The 16,873-nt window shown below is 48.2% G+C and carries 13 protein-coding genes; 7 read left to right on the forward strand and 6 right to left on the reverse strand.

The genetic code is table 11. The features are described 5' to 3' along the window. Nucleotides 1–32 precede the first annotated feature (32 nt). Together ACXAG2_RS08930 and sodB are read right to left on the reverse strand one after the other, a co-directional pair. The gene (locus tag ACXAG2_RS08930; RefSeq protein WP_119500670.1) at nt 33–1,955 is read right to left on the reverse strand and encodes a PrkA family serine protein kinase; all 1,923 of its coding nucleotides are present in this window, start codon (nt 1,953–1,955) and stop codon (nt 33–35) included. A gap of 233 nt (nt 1,956–2,188) precedes the next feature. After that, nucleotides 2,189–2,773, reverse strand: coding sequence for a superoxide dismutase [Fe] (gene sodB, locus ACXAG2_RS08935; protein ID WP_119500671.1), 585 nt, complete (start codon nt 2,771–2,773; stop codon nt 2,189–2,191). Nucleotides 2,774–3,114: 341 nt separating this feature from the next. Between sodB and ACXAG2_RS08940 the strand changes: the two genes are divergently transcribed. The 5 genes from ACXAG2_RS08940 (at nt 3,115) to ACXAG2_RS08960 (ending at nt 11,551) form a co-directional block, all read left to right on the forward strand. Beyond that, complete coding sequence (locus tag ACXAG2_RS08940) at nt 3,115–3,465, forward strand: Grx4 family monothiol glutaredoxin (protein WP_119500672.1); 351 nt, start codon at nt 3,115–3,117, stop codon at nt 3,463–3,465. A gap of 386 nt (nt 3,466–3,851) precedes the next feature. Continuing rightward, nucleotides 3,852–6,458 (forward strand): TonB-dependent receptor plug domain-containing protein, encoded by a 2,607-nt coding sequence (locus tag ACXAG2_RS08945; protein ID WP_474866094.1) that lies wholly within the window; start codon nt 3,852–3,854, stop codon nt 6,456–6,458. 145 nt (nt 6,459–6,603) lie between these two features. Further along, nucleotides 6,604–7,161 carry an RNA polymerase sigma factor gene (locus ACXAG2_RS08950; protein ID WP_474844733.1) on the forward strand — a complete coding sequence of 186 codons (558 nt, stop codon included), beginning with the start codon at nt 6,604–6,606 and terminating at the stop codon, nt 7,159–7,161. A 3-nt stretch (nt 7,162–7,164) separates the two neighbouring features. Then, nucleotides 7,165–8,232 carry a FecR family protein gene (locus ACXAG2_RS08955; protein ID WP_119500675.1) on the forward strand — a complete coding sequence of 356 codons (1,068 nt, stop codon included), beginning with the start codon at nt 7,165–7,167 and terminating at the stop codon, nt 8,230–8,232. Between the two features lie 424 nt (nt 8,233–8,656). After that, nucleotides 8,657–11,551, forward strand: a complete 2,895-nt coding sequence (locus ACXAG2_RS08960; protein ID WP_474866096.1) for a TonB-dependent receptor plug domain-containing protein — start codon at nt 8,657–8,659, stop codon at nt 11,549–11,551. 45 nt (nt 11,552–11,596) lie between these two features. On the opposite strand, the gene ACXAG2_RS08965 is transcribed toward ACXAG2_RS08960, so the two are convergent. Beyond that, nucleotides 11,597–11,791 carry a (2Fe-2S)-binding protein gene (locus ACXAG2_RS08965; protein WP_119500676.1) on the reverse strand — a complete coding sequence of 65 codons (195 nt, stop codon included), beginning with the start codon at nt 11,789–11,791 and terminating at the stop codon, nt 11,597–11,599. A 224-nt stretch (nt 11,792–12,015) separates the two neighbouring features. On the opposite strand from ACXAG2_RS08965, the gene ACXAG2_RS08970 reads away from it, so the two are divergent. Beyond that, entirely contained in the window at nt 12,016–12,621 is a 606-nt protein-coding gene (locus ACXAG2_RS08970; protein ID WP_119500677.1) for a peroxiredoxin, read from the forward strand. An 80-nt stretch (nt 12,622–12,701) separates the two neighbouring features. On the opposite strand, the gene ACXAG2_RS08975 is transcribed toward ACXAG2_RS08970, so the two are convergent. Both ACXAG2_RS08975 and rnt read right to left on the reverse strand, forming a co-directional pair. Next, complete coding sequence (locus ACXAG2_RS08975) at nt 12,702–14,024, reverse strand: sugar porter family MFS transporter (RefSeq protein ID WP_474866099.1); 1,323 nt, start codon at nt 14,022–14,024, stop codon at nt 12,702–12,704. A 106-nt stretch (nt 14,025–14,130) separates the two neighbouring features. Next, a complete protein-coding gene (rnt, locus tag ACXAG2_RS08980) occupies nt 14,131–14,766 on the reverse strand; it encodes a ribonuclease T (protein ID WP_474866102.1) in 636 nt (211 codons plus the stop codon). 190 nt (nt 14,767–14,956) lie between these two features. On the opposite strand from rnt, the gene ACXAG2_RS08985 reads away from it, so the two are divergent. Next, nucleotides 14,957–15,820: a flagellar protein MotY gene (locus ACXAG2_RS08985; protein WP_303575670.1), complete on the forward strand. Its 864-nt coding sequence runs from the start codon at nt 14,957–14,959 to the stop codon at nt 15,818–15,820. Nucleotides 15,821–15,828: 8 nt separating this feature from the next. On the opposite strand, the gene glpQ is transcribed toward ACXAG2_RS08985, so the two are convergent. After that, nucleotides 15,829–16,842, reverse strand: a complete 1,014-nt coding sequence (gene glpQ, locus ACXAG2_RS08990; protein ID WP_474866234.1) for a glycerophosphodiester phosphodiesterase — start codon at nt 16,840–16,842, stop codon at nt 15,829–15,831. Between the last annotated feature and the right edge of the window lie 31 nt (nt 16,843–16,873).

Below are 16,873 nucleotides of genomic sequence, written 5' to 3' on the forward strand. Positions count from 1 at the left end.
ATGCGTGAGTCTGGTTTGCCTGAAGCGACAAATCAGGACGCTTTGCGTACCCGCAGATACCATTCGCATAGCAATCTGACTTGTTTGGAGGTATAGCCTTTCTCCACCATACGGTTAACGAAGTCATCATGTTTTTTCTTATCTTCAGTGGAGCCTTTAGTGTTGAAAGAAATCACTGGCAATAAATCCTCTGTGTTGGAGAACATTTTCTTCTCAATCACAGTGCGTAGTTTTTCATAGCTCGTCCAGGCAGGATTTTTGCCCCCGTTATTAGCACGGGCCCGCAGCACAAAGTTGACGATTTCGTTGCGGAAATCCTTAGGGTTACTGATACCCGCCGGCTTTTCTGTTTTCTCCAGTTCGGCATTCAGTGAGCTTCGGTCAAACAGTTGACCGGTTTCCGGATCGCGGTATTCCTGATCCTGAATCCAGAAGTCAGCATAAGTGACATAACGGTCAAACAGGTTCTGGCCGTATTCAGAATAGGACTCCAGATAGGCTGTCTGAATCTCTTTGCCAATGAATTCCACATAGCGGGGAATAAGATAGCCCTTCAGATATTCGCGGTATCTGTCCGCCGTATCCTGAGGGAACTGCTCACGCTCAATTTGCCGCTCAAGCACGTAGAACAGGTGTACCGGGTTTGCTGCTACTTCCTGATGGTCGAAATTGAACACACGGGATAAAATCTTAAAGGCGAAACGGGTAGAGAGCCCTTCCATACCTTCATCAACGCCGGCGTAATCACGGTATTCCTGATAAGACTTGGCTTTCGGATCGGTATCTTTCAGGCTTTCACCATCATAAACCCGCATTTTAGAGTAGACACTGGAGTTTTCAGGCTCTTTAAGACGGGACAATACTGTGAACTGTGCCAGACACTCCAGCGTGTCCGGAGCACAGGGCGCGCCGCTGAGCTCACTGCTGTCGAGCAGCTTGCGGTATATCCGCATCTCTTCTGATACCCGTAAACAGTAGGGCACTTTTACAATGTATACGCGGTCGAGAAATGCCTCGTTGTTCTTGTTATTCCGGAAAGACTGCCACTCCGATTCGTTGGAGTGAGCCAGGATCAGGCCATCAAAGGGCAGGGCAGAAAACCCTTCAGTCGGGTTATAGTTGCCTTCTTGTGTGGCCGTCAGTAGCGGGTGCAGCACCTTAATTGGCGCTTTGAACATTTCCACGAATTCCATCAAGCCCTGATTGGCTTTACACAGTGAACCGGAATAGCTGTAAGCATCCGGGTCGTTCTGTGCGAATTGTTCCAGACGGCGGATATCCACTTTGCCCACCAGTGATGAGATATCCTGATTGTTTTCGTCACCGGGTTCTGTTTTAGCAATACCCACCTGGTCGAGCACAGACGGATAAACCCGTACTACTTTGAATTTAGAAATATCGCCACCGAATTCATGCAGCCGCTTACGGGCCCAGGGTGACATAATGGTTTTGAGATAGCGTTTTGGAATGCCGTATTCTTTTTCCAGAATATTGCCATCCTCGGCAAGGTCGAACAGTGAAAATGGATGGTCGTTGGTCGGTGAGCCTTTGAGCATGTAAATCGGTACTTTTTGCATCAGCTCTTTGAGCCGTTCTGCAAGAGAGGATTTACCGCCCCCGACCGGACCAAGCAGATATAAGATTTGTTTCTTTTCTTCCAGGCCCTGAGCAGCATGCTTCAGATAAGAGACAATTTGCTCTATCGCTTCTTCCATACCGTAAAACTCATGGAAGGCCGGATAGCGCGCAATGACCCTGTTCGAAAATATGCGGCTGAGTGCCGGGTCAGTAGAGGTGTCGACCATTTCAGGCTCGCCTATTGCCTGTAACAACCTTTCTGCAGAGTTCGCATAGGCTGTCGGGTCGCTTTTACAGATATCCAGAAATTCCTGGATGGTGAATTCTTCTTGTTGGCGCTCTTCGTAACGTTGCTGGTAATGCTCGAAAATACCCATAGATTTCCCCAAAAAACGGATTCCCGTCTTTACAGCTTAGTCCTCTTTGGCAACTTTAAAAGGAAATTTTCAGGATATTTGGTAATAAACGCTCAATTATTAGTCTAATAAAAGAATGAACCTTTTCGAATAGATTTTGTCTTTAATGCCAGTCAGTTGACGTTAAATTTGTGTAACAAAAAACCCGCAGTCGATTGCGGGTTTTTTCTTTGGATTCAGCTTTCGCTCAGCAATTACTTCGCGAAGTTTTCGTTCGCGAATTCCCAGTTAACCAGTTTCCAGAAGTTTTCCAGATACTTAGGACGGGCATTGCGGTAGTCGATGTAGTAAGCGTGTTCCCACAGGTCAACTGTCAGAAGAGGTGTAACACCTTCTTCAGTAATTGGCGTACCTGCGTTGCTGGTGTTTACGATGTCCAGAGAGCCATCAGCAGTTTTCACTAACCAGGTCCAGCTTGAACCGAAGTTATTTACTGCTTTATCGTCGAATGCAGCCTGGAAGTCTTCAAATGAGCCCCATTTTGCTTTAATCGCTTCAGCAACGGAACCAGTGGCTTCGCCGCCACCATTTGGGCTCAGGCAGTGCCAGTAGAACGTGTGGTTCCAGATTTGAGCTGCGTTGTTGAAAACACCGCCTTCTGAAGTTTTGATGATTTCTTCTAAATCTTTGCTTTCCAGGTCTGTGCCTTCCACTAAACCGTTCAGTTTAGTTACGTAGGTGGCGTGGTGCTTACCGTAGTGGTATTCCAGCGTCTCTGCTGAAATGTGCGGTTCAAGTGCATTTTTTTCGTACGGCAGTGGTGGTAGTTCAAACGCCATTTGAATTCTCCATTCTTTTCAATGTATTAACGTCGATATTCCCACTTTGTTCACAACATGGGCGCGGGAAAACGACAACGGTCAAAGCTGTATACAGATATAAGGGTAGATTTTGATAACTCAATGACAAATTTATGCATTTTTAGTGGTGCAATGCAAAAAAATCATCATCTGATTTGCCACAAATAGTGATACTCACTGTTAAGGTTAACAGGAGATTTCAGATCACATTAATGAAAAGATAGTCATGCTATGACAGAAAAACCGCTTTCAGCCCTTGAATCCGGCGTTAAGATACCCATAATGCACTGAACGTATCTCCCACCACCAGAGAGGATCGGATGGAAAACAGTACCGAATCAACCGTAGACAGAATTAAGCAGCAAATTGGCGAAAACCCAATTCTTTTATACATGAAGGGTTCTCCTAAACTGCCTAGTTGTGGTTTTTCTGCACAAGCCGTACAGGCGCTGATGTCATGTGGTGAACCATTTGCATATGTGGATATTCTGCAAAATCCGGATATCCGTGCGGAATTACCTAAATACGCTAACTGGCCAACTTTCCCACAATTATGGGTAGATGGCGAACTGGTTGGCGGTTGTGACATCATTATCGAAATGTTCCAGCAAAATGAATTGCAACCTTTGATCAAAGACACTGCTGCAAAGTATAAAACTGAAGAAGAATAATCCGGTTTTCAGAGTCCGAAAAAAGTTAAAAAAATACCCGGCTTTTGCCGGGTTTTTTGTGTCAGAAAAACACAATACGGTCGAAAGGGAGATAACCAAGAGTTGTATATAAATTAGCCGGATCGGACTGATTTTCACTGCGCTTAAACCCCGCCAATATTGTAATAGACAGGTCAGAAATCAAAATCCTCCATCACTTTAAAAAATATTTTTATTTTGGCTAAAAAGGTTTGTTTTCTATGGGTTTGCGGTCTATAAGTTCCCCAACTAACGCGGTAAAAGTTAGTGTGTGTATTATTAAAAATATAAAAATTCCGGCTAAATTGACACGTCATTTTCAGTGCTGATTCAGCCGGGGGAAAAATCGCAAAATCCAGGAAACCACTATGAAAACGTCAATGTCAAAACTGACAAAAAATGTGCGTGCTGCACTGGCAGCTTCTGCTGCTGTAAGTATGCTGGCCTCTGTGAATGCTTATGCGCAGGAAAGTGAAGAAGCTGAAGCGAAAGATGTTGAAAAAATCGCTGTTGTCGGTACCCGTGCCGCTCCCCGTTCAGTCGGCGACTCTCCTGTTCCGGTAGATATCATCTCCAGTGATGAGTTCCAGAACCAGGGCGCAACGGACATGGTGTCGATGATGCAAACCGTCGTACCTTCTTTCAACGTAAATGACCAGCCTATCAACGATGCGTCAACACTGGTTCGTCCGGCTAACCTGCGTGGTATGGCTTCAGACCACACTCTGGTGCTGGTAAACGGCAAGCGTCGTCACCGCTCTGCAGTTATCACCTTCCTGGGTGGTGGTTTGTCTGACGGTGCACAGGGTCCTGACATTTCAGTTATTCCTTCATCTGCTCTGAAACAGGTAGAAGTTCTGCGTGACGGTGCTGCTGCACAGTACGGTTCTGATGCGATTGCCGGTGTTGTTAACTTCGTACTCAAAGACGCTGATGAAGGCGGCATGTTCGAAGCCCGTTACGGTTCATACTATGAAGGTGACGGTGACATGATGCAGGTTTCCGGTAATATCGGTTTACCGTTAAGCGAGAAGGGTTTTATTAACCTGTCTGCTGAATACCGTACTTCTGATCCAACGTCACGCAGTGTACAGCGTGATGATGCGGCTGCACTGATTGCTGCCGGAAATACCTTTGTTGCTGACCCTGCTCAAATCTGGGGTAGCCCTGAAATCAAAGACGACATCAAAGTTTTCGCAAACTTAGGTCTGGAACTGAGCGATAATGCCGAAGCCTATATGTTCGGTAACTACGCAGAGCGTGAAGTAGAAGGGGGTTTCTACTACCGTAACCCGCATAACCGTAGTGGTGTTAACGACGGTGGTACAGAAGCCGCAGACCTGAATGGTGATGGAGTTATTGATGATGGTGAAGGCTATCAACTGTTATTGGTTGGTGATCTGACTGACGATATGTCAGGCAATTGCCCAACTGATATCCGCGTTGGTGCTAACGTTCTTGAAAATCCACGTTATATCAATGAAGTGGCTAACAATCCTGATTGTTTTGCGTTTAACGAAATGTTCCCGGGCGGTTTCACGCCGCGCTTCGGTGGTACCGTTCAGGATATGTCACTGGTATTCGGTACCCGTGGTGAACTGGCTAACGAAATCGGTTATGACGTCAGCTTAAACCTGGGTCAGAATGAAATTGATTTTGCCATTTCAAATACCATCAACCCGTCTATGGGGCCGGAAACACCTACTTCTTTCAAGCCGGGTACCTATGTACAGTCTGAACAGACTCTGGATATTGACCTGACTAAGCCAATCGAAGTGGGTCTGAATGAGCCGCTGTACCTTGCCGGTGGTTTCCAGTACCGTCATGAAAGCTACGAAGCGAAAGCCGGTGACATTGCGTCTTACACTATCGGCCCGCTGGCTTCTCAGGGCTTCGGTATCGGTTCAAACGGTTTCCCGGGTCTGTCTAACAAGAGTCAGGGTGAAGCGTCACGTAACAACATCGCATTCTACCTGGATGCAGAATTATATCTGACTGACGACTTCCTGGTTGCAGCAGCAGTACGTTACGAAGACTTCTCTGACTTCGGTAATACCACGAAAGGTAAACTGTCTGCCCGTTATCAGGTGACTGACAGCATTGCATTCCGTGGTGCGTACTCAACAGGCTTTAAAGCACCAACGATTGGTCAGAGCACCGTACGTAACGTAACCACAGCATTCGGTTCAAGCGGCCAGCTGGAAGATCAGGCTACATTGCCTCCTACCGATCCTATCTCTGTTCAGAAAGGCGGTACGCCGCTGACGCCTGAAGAGTCTGTATCTATGAGCTTCGGTGTCGTTGCTGAATTTGATAACGGTCTGTTCCTGACTGCTGACTACTACAACATTGAAGTGACTGACCGTATCAGTACAACATCTGCTATCGCACTGACAGAAGAAGACATTGCTGCGCTGCTGGCGCAAGGCGTTTCTGACGCATCAAGCTTCTCCGCGGTTAAGTTCTTCACCAACGACTTCGATACCACTACTGAAGGTCTTGACGTTGTCGCTAACTACAGCCAGGACATGTTCGGCGGCGAGACTAAGTACTCTCTGGCATACAACTGGACTTCAACTACTGTAGACCAGGCGTCTGAGAACATCACACCAGAGCGTGTGCGTATGCTTGAAGACAACCTGCCGGCAACCCGCTGGAGCTTCACTGCTAACCACACCAATGGTGACTGGCGCGTGCTGGGTCGTGTGAACTACTACGGTAGCATCTTTGAAGATCACCTGGATTCAGGCTTACCAATCGATAACATCGGTTCTGAGCTGTCTCTGGATGTTGAAGTGGGTTACAGCGTAAGCGAAAACCTGCAACTGGTTGTCGGTGCGAAGAATGCGCTGGATGAATATCCGGACCGCAATACGCAGTATGACAATGAGATTGCCGGTGCAGCTTATCCGGTTACCTCTCCGCTGGGTATCAACGGTGGCTTCTACTACGTTCGCGGTATTTATACCTTCTAAGCGTAGCAAAGGGTTACAAAAAAGGGGGCAGCTGCCCCCTTTGTACCCAACTTAAGTATAAAAAATAATGCATGACTTCATGAGCAAAAAACTGGCATCATAGAGCGACTTGTAACGGTTTAGCTACACTGCCTGTAAAGAGATTATGTCCAACAAATCGACTATCGCCGCCACTTTTATAAAATACCGCACAAAGATGATGCGGGCGGTGAGTGCTATTGTCAGTTCGGATGATATTGAAGACATCGTGCAGGAAGCCTTTATTAAAAGTTATGAGGCTGAATTAAAACAGGAAATCCGCTATGAGCGGACCTACATGCTGAAAACGGCCAGAAATCTCGCGCTTAATCACGTGAACAGTGCGGCGAGCCAGTTAAACCAGCCGGTAGATGATATGGATATGCTTCCTCACGATTTAGTGGGTTACAGCCTTGAGAAGCATGTCGAAAGTAAAGAGCGCTTTATTCATTTTTGCAGAGCAACAGAGTCCTTGTCGCCTGAAGTGAAGCGGGTGTTTTTATTAAAGAAAGTCTATGGCATGAGCCAGCGGGATATTGCAGATCTGACGGGCCTGAGTGAAAGTACCGTCGAAAAACATGTAGCCAAAGGGCTGTTGCAATGTTCACGTTTTCTGGCAGCCAGTGCCGGTACCGGTGGTAAAGGTACAACAGGGCAGACAAGATCAGGACAAACAAGTAGTTAAGCCATGAGTAATGTGAGCAAATTCACCAGTAAGGATGACATACACGAGGAAGCTTGCCTTTGGGTAAGCCGTATCGATCGTGGCTTAACCAGCGAAGAAACAGACACGCTCAGGGACTGGCTGAATGCCAGTCAGAGCCACCGCCGTATTTTATTTGACGTGGCGCGTGTCTGGGATGATTTAAGTGTACTGAATGAATTAAAAGGCATGTTCCCCCTGCGACCGCAGATTAAAGGGGAAACGGGCAAAGCCAGAAAAGTACTTCGCCAGGCACGCTGGAGCGTAGCGGCCGGTTTTCTGCTTATGGCAGCAGCAGCTGCCATGATGGTTGATTCTTACTGGCTGGGTCAGAATGACACCGGCTATCATCTGGCGCAACGCATCGGAACGGCCATTGGCGAACAGAAAACACTGACCTTAAATGATGGCTCAGTGGTGCACATGAACACTAATTCGGCCATTCAGATTAACTTTGACGGCGAGCGCCGCCTTATTGATTTAATTAAGGGCGAAGCACACTTCACGGTGGCTCACGACGCTTCCAGACCATTTACCGTAACAGCCGGCATAAATACGGTCACAGCCATTGGTACCGCTTTTAATATGCAGTACACAAACAACGAAGCATTTGAGCTGGTGGTGACAGAAGGTAAAGTGCTGGTGCAGGACAAACAAAATTCTGTGAGCCGGGAAGAAATTGCTGAAATGATTCAGAAAGGCAATGCATTTGGCAATCTGAAACTGCTTACTGCCGGCGAAAAAGCGAACGTCGACGGCGAACTTAGCGACCTTAAAAATCTGGATACCGATGCAATGGAACAGGACCTGGCCTGGCAACAGGGTATGATCGTGTTTAAAGGCGAGGCGCTGGAAGATGCTTTACGTGAAATTGAACGCTACACCGCTGTTGATTTTACCATTGAAGGTGAAGCGCTGAAGCAGAAGCGGGTTGCAGGATATTTCAAAGTGGGCGACATCAGTGGCTTGTTGTCGGCGTTAAAGAACAGCTTCCACATTGAACATAAACGTGTTGACGCGATGACCATTCAGTTGTCTGAACAACAGGGATAACACAATGTATACTGCCCGCTAAGACGGGCAGTGTTGTAGTTAACGCTTTGACTGTCATATGAATATTCCGGAGAAATAATACCGGGTCCGCCGTTTAACCCTATATTTCCGCTTTATACTCTTTATTCCCACTTTTCCTGCTGTTTCCATATTGTGTAAAAGCACAGAATTCTGTAGCGTTGCGTATAAAGGAAGTGATCCGGTAAGGCGGGAAAATATTTAACTGAGCGGTTTGATGTTTTTGCGGTTATTATTGTACAGGGTTCTGGTTTTACTATTATTAACGAATAAAAGAAAAGTAGTTGTGTTGCTAAACGTCCTGTTTACTCACAAAAATAACAATAAAACGGGCTGAAAACGGACTTCCCGGTATGGGTGGCGGTTTTCTTTTTACAACAAAGATATTGTCGACTGTCAGATTTTCATGCGCAAAACACTTCTTCGCTTATCGCTAATCCGCGTGTTGACTGCTGCAAGCTTTTGCGCAGCCAGTTATACCGCGCCTGTGGTTGCGCAGCAAAAAATCGACTTCGATATTTCTCCTCAAAGTGCTGACGCTGCTCTCACTGAATTTGCCAAACAGGCAAATACCACATTACTTTTTCCCTACGAACTGGCAGAGAAAGTCCGCGCCAATGGTCTTACCGGCTCGTTTACTTTGCAGGAAGGGTTATTGCAGCTGCTTCGCGGCACTGCGCTTGCCGTACAGATTGACGCAACCGGCATGTTAACGGTGAAAGCGGTCAACGAGCTGAAAACACCGCCACCGCGTCCGCCACGCCCCAGAGTCAATGACGATATTGGTTTTTCTATTGAACGGATTGCTATTGTGGGCACCCGCAGCGCACCCCGTTCAGTTGTGGAGTCACCGGTACCTTTAGACATTATTGCCGGAGATGCACTGAAGGCGCAGGGCAGCACAGATGTATTAACCATGCTGGCCGGCGTAGTGCCGTCGCTGAATGTTAACGACCAGCCCATTAACGATGCCGCCAGTCTGGTTCGCCCGGCAAACCTGCGGGGAATGGCGGCTGATCACACGCTGGTATTGTTGAATGGCAAACGCAGACACCGTTCTGCAGTAATCACATTTTTAGGTGGCGGACTGTCAGACGGCGCTCAGGGACCGGATATTTCAGTGCTGCCGGCAGGCGCCATGCGTCAGGTGGAAGTACTGCGCGACGGCGCTGCTGCGCAATATGGCTCTGATGCGATCGCCGGTGTTATCAACTTTGTACTGGATAACCGCCGTGAGGGCGGGTATATCGCCGGCAAAACCGGGCAGTATTACGAAGGTGACGGAGAAAGCGTGCAGTTGCAGGCGAATACCGGTCTGGCACTGGGTGACGGTTTTTTTAATATTACGGCAGAATATCAGCAGCAGAATGCGACCAGCCGGTCTGTGCAGCGCTCTGATGCACTGGCACTGACCGAAGCCGGTAATCCCTATGTTACTGACCCCTCGCAAATCTGGGGCGCGCTGGATGTAGGCAGTGATATGAAACTGGCTTTTAATGCCGGTTTGCCTTTGGATGATCACACTGAATTGTATTTTTTCGGCACCGCGGCACGGCGTGCGGTAGATGGCGGCTTTTATTACCGTCATCCGCATACCCGGCTGGGTGTGTTCAGTGATCCGGAGTCGTCAGAGGATAAACTGTTAGTTGCCGATAAAGACGGCATAGGACAGGGGATAGCCTGTCCGGATATCTTCATTTCCGGCGCAAATGTGCTGGACAATCCTGCTTATCAGCTTATTGCAGATAACACTACGCCAACAGGGGCAAACTGTTTTGCATTCAATGAGTGGTTCCCCGGTGGTTTTACTCCCCGCTTCGGCGGTGTGATCAAAGACGGCTCTTTATTCGCAGGGATTCGGGGCGAACTGAACAAGCACTGGCTATTTGACCTCAGTGGCAGTGTCGGATACTCCAATGTGCGTTTTCGTCTGGAAAACACCGTTAACCCGTCCCTGGGCGATGCGTCTCCTTTATCCTTTTCCCCCGGCGCAGTAAGCCAGGTCGAGCGGACGGTAAATCTAGATTTTTCCCGCTTCTATGATGGCTGGACATCCAAACCGGCCAGCGTGGCTGTCGGGTTCGAATGGCGTCGGGAAACCTACGGACAAATAGCCGGCGATGAAGCATCGTGGGTGGAAGGGCCCTTTGCCAACGACGCTTCCCGCAACGATACCGCCGGCTTCAGTGTGGGTTCCAATGGCTTTCCCGGCTATCAGCCTATGTCTGCGGGCCACTGGAGTCGTCATAACTGGGCCATGTATGCCGATCTGGAGTTACACCTGACTGAAGATTTGCAGGTAGCAACGGCGCTGCGCGGAGAACATTTTTCAGATTTCGGCTCAACACTGGATGGCAAGATTAACCTCCGGTATGTCCTCAACGATGTGATTTCTTTTCGCAGCTCGCTGAGTACCGGTTTTAAAGCGCCTACGGTGGGGCAGAGCAACGTCATTAATATTACCACTGCCTATGCCTCTTCCGGTCTGGAAGATCAGGCAACCCTGCCGCCTACCCATCCTATTTCCGTGCAGCTGGGAGCAGAACCACTGACGCCGGAAGAGTCTGTGAACGGCAGTGTGGGCTTTGTTGCTTTTTGGGATGAAGATTTTTACCTCACGATGGACTATTTCAATATCCGCCTGCAGGACAGAATTAGCACAACATCTGCCATCCCTCTCACTGACAGTGATATCGACCTGCTGTTAAGTCAGGGCAACCGTGAAGCGGATAATTTTAATGCGATAAAGTTTTTTGCCAATGATTTCGATACCGAAACACAGGGTATAGATGTAGTAGTGAATTACCGTTTTGATGTCGCCGGCATCACCCATGCGCTTACTACCTCGATGAACTGGACTGACACCAAAGTGAAGCGGTTATCGGCATTCCCGCAACGAAACCGTGACGGTGAAGTGGTGCTGGTACCCAGTCTTACCCCACAGCGGGTCAGAATGCTGGAAGATAACCTGCCAGCTGTCCGGGTAACCAGCACGTTAAAACAGCACTGGCAGGCCTGGTCACTGTTGTGGCGCCTGAAATATTATGGTGGATTTTATGAGGATCATGTAGACGCCGCAGCAGACATGGACATTAACAGTGGCAGTATGATTACGCTGGATACAGAACTCAGCTGGCATTATTCAGAAAATCTGACCTTCGCGTTAGGCGCATCTAATCTGTTTAATACATATCCGGACCGGAATCCGTACAGTGAGGTCGTCGGCGCGTTATATCCGCCTACAGCGCCGTCCGGTATCAATGGTGGTTTTTATTATCTGCAGTCGCGATACGACTTTTAAGAAAGAAAGGGAAGAATAAACGTCAGAGAAGTGTGTCTATGAGGATCAGCACACTTCTTTGAAAAGAGATTCATCGACAATGGTCGAATCGATAATTTGCTGGGCCATCTGAATGCATTTTCCGCACTGGTTTCCCAGTTCCAAATGCTGACGCAGTTCACGGATGTTACCCACACCGTCCTGTTCCACTGCATTCATGATGTCTTTATCCGTCACGCCGTAACACATACAAACGAACATACAACAAACCTTATTAACTTCAACGTGAATGATAATAGTTGTTATTTGTATAATTAGCAATACTTCTGCAACAATCTTTCGATTAATCTTTAGTCTACATTAAGAAAACAAAGGGATTTATTTTTGATTTAGGCCTGAAAAACCTTGGCTTTCAGATAACTGCACCTATATTGGTTATGCCTGCGGGCAAACAGATAATATTTAAAAGATTAATGGAGCGAACAATGAGCGTACTGGTAGGCCGTCCGGCCCCTGACTTTACTGCAGCAGCTGTTTTAGGAAGTGGTGAAATTGTAGATTCTTTCACGTTAAGTGAAGCTATCAAAGGTAAGAAAGCCGTTGTGTTCTTTTACCCTCTGGACTTCACTTTCGTATGTCCTTCTGAGCTGATCGCATTTGATAAGCGTTATGAAGAATTCCAGAAGCGCGGCGTGGAAGTGATCGGTGTTTCTATCGATTCTCAGTTCTCACACAATGCGTGGAGAAACACACCGGTAAATCAGGGCGGTATTGGTCCGGTTAAGTACACTCTGGTTGCTGACGTTAAGCACGAAATTTGTCAGGCCTACGATGTGGAACATCCTGAAGCGGGTGTTGCTTTCCGTGGTTCATTCCTGATTGATGCTGAAGGTAACGTACGTCACCAGGTCGTTAACGATCTGCCTCTGGGCCGTAACATCGATGAGATGCTGCGTATGGTTGACGCGCTGACGTTCAATGAAGAGCACGGTGAAGTATGTCCTGCTGGCTGGACTGAAGGTAAAGCGGGTATGGATGCATCTCCTGCCGGTGTTGCTAAATACCTGTCTGAAGAAGCAGACAAGCTGTAAGCAAAGCCTGAAATACCGGAAAACGCCGCACGGAGCACTGCTCCTGCGGCGTTTTTTTATTTCTGTAGTGGCGTTATGATTTAACGCTGTGAGCGGGAAAGCGCATCTCCCAAATCTTCCAGCGTCTCTCCCCGTGTTTCGGGGAAAAAGGTAATCACACAAATAAGCTGGCAGGCCATCATAACGGTAAAGAACGCAAACAGAGCAGATGCTGAAAACTGGCTCAGCAACCAGGGCATCAGCAGGGCAATCAGCGCTGCAAACACCCAGTGAGTGCTGCTGCCCAGGGCCTGACCTTTGGCGCGGACACTGTTAGGAAAGATCTCCGAAATAAACACCCAAATCACAGCACCCTGGCCCATGGCATGAGAAGCAATGAATAAAAATATCAGACCCACCACGAGTATTCCCTGCCATTGCAACCAGAACGCGCAGGTGAGCAGACTCAGAGACACCAGATAGCCCAGTGAGCCGGCAAAAAGCAATTGTCGTCTGCCCATTTTATCTATCAGTGCCAGTCCGGCGAGCGTGAATATGAGATTAACAAGACCTATACCGGCGCTGGACAACAGAGCCGAAGAAGCATCCAGGCCGGCCAGTGAGAATATTCTGGGTGCAAAGTAGATAACAAAATTAATGCCTGACAACTGATTAAACATCGCTACCAGAAAAGCCAGCAACACCGGTAAACGGTAGGCAGCATTGAACAGTGACGGGCTGCGATGATTCTGAACGTCCCGCTTTACCGCAGCCAGCACAGCATCCGGGTCAGTTTCACCGGCGCGGAGCAAAATATCCCTGCTCTGTTTTTCATCATTCCGGTGCAGGAGCAGCCAGCGCGGGCTTTCCGGTACATTAAGTACTAGTAACAGATAAATCATTGCCGGAATGGCTTCTATACCCAGCATCCATCGCCAGTCAAGGCTGAACCAGGCGGAGAGTATAAAATTTGAAAGAAAGGCGATGAGAATACCAAACACAATCTGGAACTGATAGGCGGCTACCATGCGGCCCCGTTTCTGCGCCGGTGCAATTTCAGCAATGTAGGCGGGCACCGCAATGGAAGACACGCCGACCCCAAACCCGCCAATAAAGCGCATAATGCTGAAAAACACAGGATCGGTTGCCAGTGCGGAGCCAATGGCTGACACCACATACAAAATACCAATGCCAACAAGTACTGGTTTGCGTCCAAATTTATCGCAGGGAATATTGGCGGTAAGGGCGCCGGCAACGGTACCCCACAGGGCAGAAGACATGACCAGCAATCCGTGAGTCAGATCTGAGGTTTGCCATAAAGCCTGAATAGGCTGATCAGCGCCGGAAATAACAGCGGTATCAAATCCGAAAAGAAAACCGGCGAAGGCGACGGTCAGGGTCCAGAGGACAACGGGATGTTTCATAACGTACACGACTTAAACGATTCAGTTATTCTCAGTGTACGTTACAAGTTGTTAACAAGAAAGGGGCGACATCAAATAGAAACAGGATAACTGTCCCTGTGACCGGTCATTCAGCAGGCTCGACTGGCCAGCCACCTAAATGTTTGTAGCGGTTCACAATGTAGCAAAACAGTTCAGCTGTCCGCTCTGCATCGTAAAGGGCACTGTGTGCTTCACTCTGGTCAAACGCAATCCCGGCTTCCCGGCATGCCTTAACCAGCACTGTCTGACCAACGGCTAACCCTGCCAGTGTCGTTGTATCGAAAGACACAAACGGGTGAAACGGAGTGCGCTTAATGTTACTGCGGGCAATCGCGGCATTCACAAAACTCTGATCAAAGGTGGCATTATGGGCCACAATCACTGAGCGCTGACAGTCTGCATCTTTCTGCAGTTTGCGGATTTGCTTACATACGTCTTTCATGACATCGATTTCATCCAGTGCGCCCCTTAACGGACAATGTGGATCGATACCATTAAACTCCAGTGCAGCCGGCTCCAGGTTCGCGCCTTCGAAGGGATTGACATGATGATGCACGGTTTTGTCGGGGTGCAAATCACCTTGTTCATCCATACGCAAAGTGACAGCAGCGATTTCCAGCAGTGCATCAGTTGTAGCATTAAAACCGGCAGTTTCCACATCAATGATGACAGGAAAATAACCACGGAAACGGTGCTTTAACAAATTCGCGTTTTCAGACATAGAACGAAGAAGCCTCTGAATAAACAAGTGCATGGGCAAAGGAAAAACGGATTATCGCAAGATACGCCGTATGTATCTACCTTTGTTACCTGTGAGGGAAGGGGATTATACTGACCATTGTGCTAAACTTTTTTCGCAGGGCGGCGATAAAGAAAGAGCCACCTCTTTTTTCTTAGTTTCAGGGCATATTATGTTTCGACAGGCTTTATTGTGTTTTTTGCTGATAAGTGCGCCGGGTTACGGCGCAATGCGCCAGTATTCTGCGACTGTAGAATCCTCTGACTGGCAGTTGAAAGATGAAAGCCGTTTGCAGTGCACTTTATCTCACGCAGTGCCCGGTTACGGCGATGCCGCGTTCTCGAGCGTAGCGTCGAAGCAACTGAATATGGAATTCGAGCTGGACATGCAACTGCTGCCGAAGAAATTTGGCGTTGCCGCCGTTTATTCCGTCCCTCCTTCATGGATGCCCGGCGCAGCACCTAAAAATATCGCTGATATGACCCTGCGAACCCAATATAACGGTGATCTGCCGGAACAGGCTGCCTGGACAATGCTCAGTGAACTTGAAAAGGGTTACTGGCCGACTATTTACTATCAGGACTGGTATAACGAATACGACAAAGTGGCAGTTGCCCTGAATGCCAGCAACTTCACACCGGTATACCGCAACTTCGTAAAGTGCGTGTCACAACTGCTGCCCTACAGTTTTGATGATATTGCCTACACCGTGCTGTCGTACGAGAAAAACAGCGTAGACTTAACGAAATACTCAGAGAAGCGTCTCAGTATGATCGGAGAATACCTGAAAGAAGACAGCGGACTGGAATTGGTGTTACTGGACGGTTATACCGACAGCTATGGCGGACGCTGGAGCAACGAGCAGTTATCTGTCCGCCGTGCTAATCAGGTGAAAGAGTATTTTACAGCCATGGGTGTGGATGCCTCCCGTATCGAAGTCACTGGCCACGGCGAGAAGCGTCACATCTCGCCAAATGACAACAGTGACGCCCGTGCGCTTAACCGCCGCGTTGTAGTGCGGTTATCCAGGGGGTAGACGTCTGGCTATTTTCCGCTGTGTTGTAAAAAGCTTTTTACCGGCGGGACCTGATCGGTAAAAACACCATCAACCGCCAACGGTCCGGTTAGCAGTCCGAGGATCTTCTCTGCTGTCATACCTGTTGGCAGTGCATCAATTCTGAATGTGTAAGGGTGAATAATCAGCCCTTCTTTTTTCGCCGTTGCCAGCCAGGAAGCAGGGACAACCTTACCTTGCTGCATTGCCTTCATGTCCAGTAACTGTGGTAACCAGGGACCAATGCCATCAGCATATTTTGCAATATCATGCATGCCCTGTTCAGTCAGAAGTGCCTGGTAATCAGTGGGGGACTCACCCCAGCTGTTGTCAGCCAGCAACAAAACTATCTTGCCTTTAAAACCCAGCTCGTCGCGCAGACGCTTAACTTCAGCAAAATCAAAACACTGCACATAAATATTGGCATTCCCGCTATTGAGGTCATAGCCCGCCAGTGCATCAAGCAGAAGTTGGCTGATATCTGTGCCTTCTTTTTTATGCCAGGCGGGCGACTTGATTTCAGTATAAAAGCCAATATTGCTGTTAAATTCGCGGTTTAACTCACTGATGAGTTCTATATGTTCATCTAACGTAGCAATGGTAAACAGCGCTTTACTGCCATGATAGCGATTGGCAAACACTTGTTTTCCAGCGGTATCCGCCCGTTCTTTTACTTGAAGAGTGCGCAATTCCGCTAACGTAAAGTCCAGTGCATACCAACGGCCATCGTCACGGGCGCGGTCAGGAAACTTCGCGGCCACATTAGTCACCGTATCCAGATGAATATCATGAAGTACAACCAGTTCACCATCTTTAGTGGCTACCACGTCCTGTTCGATGTAGTCCGGTTGCTGGGCAAACGCCAGTGTTGCGGCTTCCAGTGTATGCTCGGGAAGATAACCAGATGCACCGCGGTGAGCAATGATATCGAATGCAGCAGCACTGGTACTCAAACACAGTGTAGAAAAGGTGAAAGAGAGCAAAGTGTTTTTTAACACAAACAGATCCTTTATTGGTGAACGACACAGGTAACGA

It is taken from the genome of Alteromonas sp. ABH4_456 (genome assembly GCF_056160645.1).

Excerpts from the sequence above, each read along its gene's own strand:
- ACXAG2_RS08945 (WP_474866094.1), top strand. The coding sequence starts at position 3,852 with ATGAAAACGTCAATGTCAAAACTGACAAAAAATGTGCGTGCTGCACTG.
- ACXAG2_RS08955 (WP_119500675.1), top strand. The coding sequence starts at position 7,165 with ATGAGTAATGTGAGCAAATTCACCAGTAAGGATGACATACACGAGGAA.
- ACXAG2_RS08970 (WP_119500677.1), top strand. The coding sequence starts at position 12,016 with ATGAGCGTACTGGTAGGCCGTCCGGCCCCTGACTTTACTGCAGCAGCT.
- rnt (WP_474866102.1), bottom strand. The coding sequence starts at position 14,766 with ATGTCTGAAAACGCGAATTTGTTAAAGCACCGTTTCCGTGGTTATTTT.
- ACXAG2_RS08985 (WP_303575670.1), top strand. The coding sequence starts at position 14,957 with ATGTTTCGACAGGCTTTATTGTGTTTTTTGCTGATAAGTGCGCCGGGT.
- ACXAG2_RS08975 (WP_474866099.1), bottom strand. The coding sequence starts at position 14,024 with ATGAAACATCCCGTTGTCCTCTGGACCCTGACCGTCGCCTTCGCCGGT.
- ACXAG2_RS08940 (WP_119500672.1), top strand. The coding sequence starts at position 3,115 with ATGGAAAACAGTACCGAATCAACCGTAGACAGAATTAAGCAGCAAATT.
- sodB (WP_119500671.1), bottom strand. The coding sequence starts at position 2,773 with ATGGCGTTTGAACTACCACCACTGCCGTACGAAAAAAATGCACTTGAA.
- ACXAG2_RS08930 (WP_119500670.1), bottom strand. The coding sequence starts at position 1,955 with ATGGGTATTTTCGAGCATTACCAGCAACGTTACGAAGAGCGCCAACAA.
- ACXAG2_RS08950 (WP_474844733.1), top strand. The coding sequence starts at position 6,604 with ATGTCCAACAAATCGACTATCGCCGCCACTTTTATAAAATACCGCACA.
- ACXAG2_RS08965 (WP_119500676.1), bottom strand. The coding sequence starts at position 11,791 with ATGTTCGTTTGTATGTGTTACGGCGTGACGGATAAAGACATCATGAAT.
- ACXAG2_RS08960 (WP_474866096.1), top strand. The coding sequence starts at position 8,657 with ATGCGCAAAACACTTCTTCGCTTATCGCTAATCCGCGTGTTGACTGCT.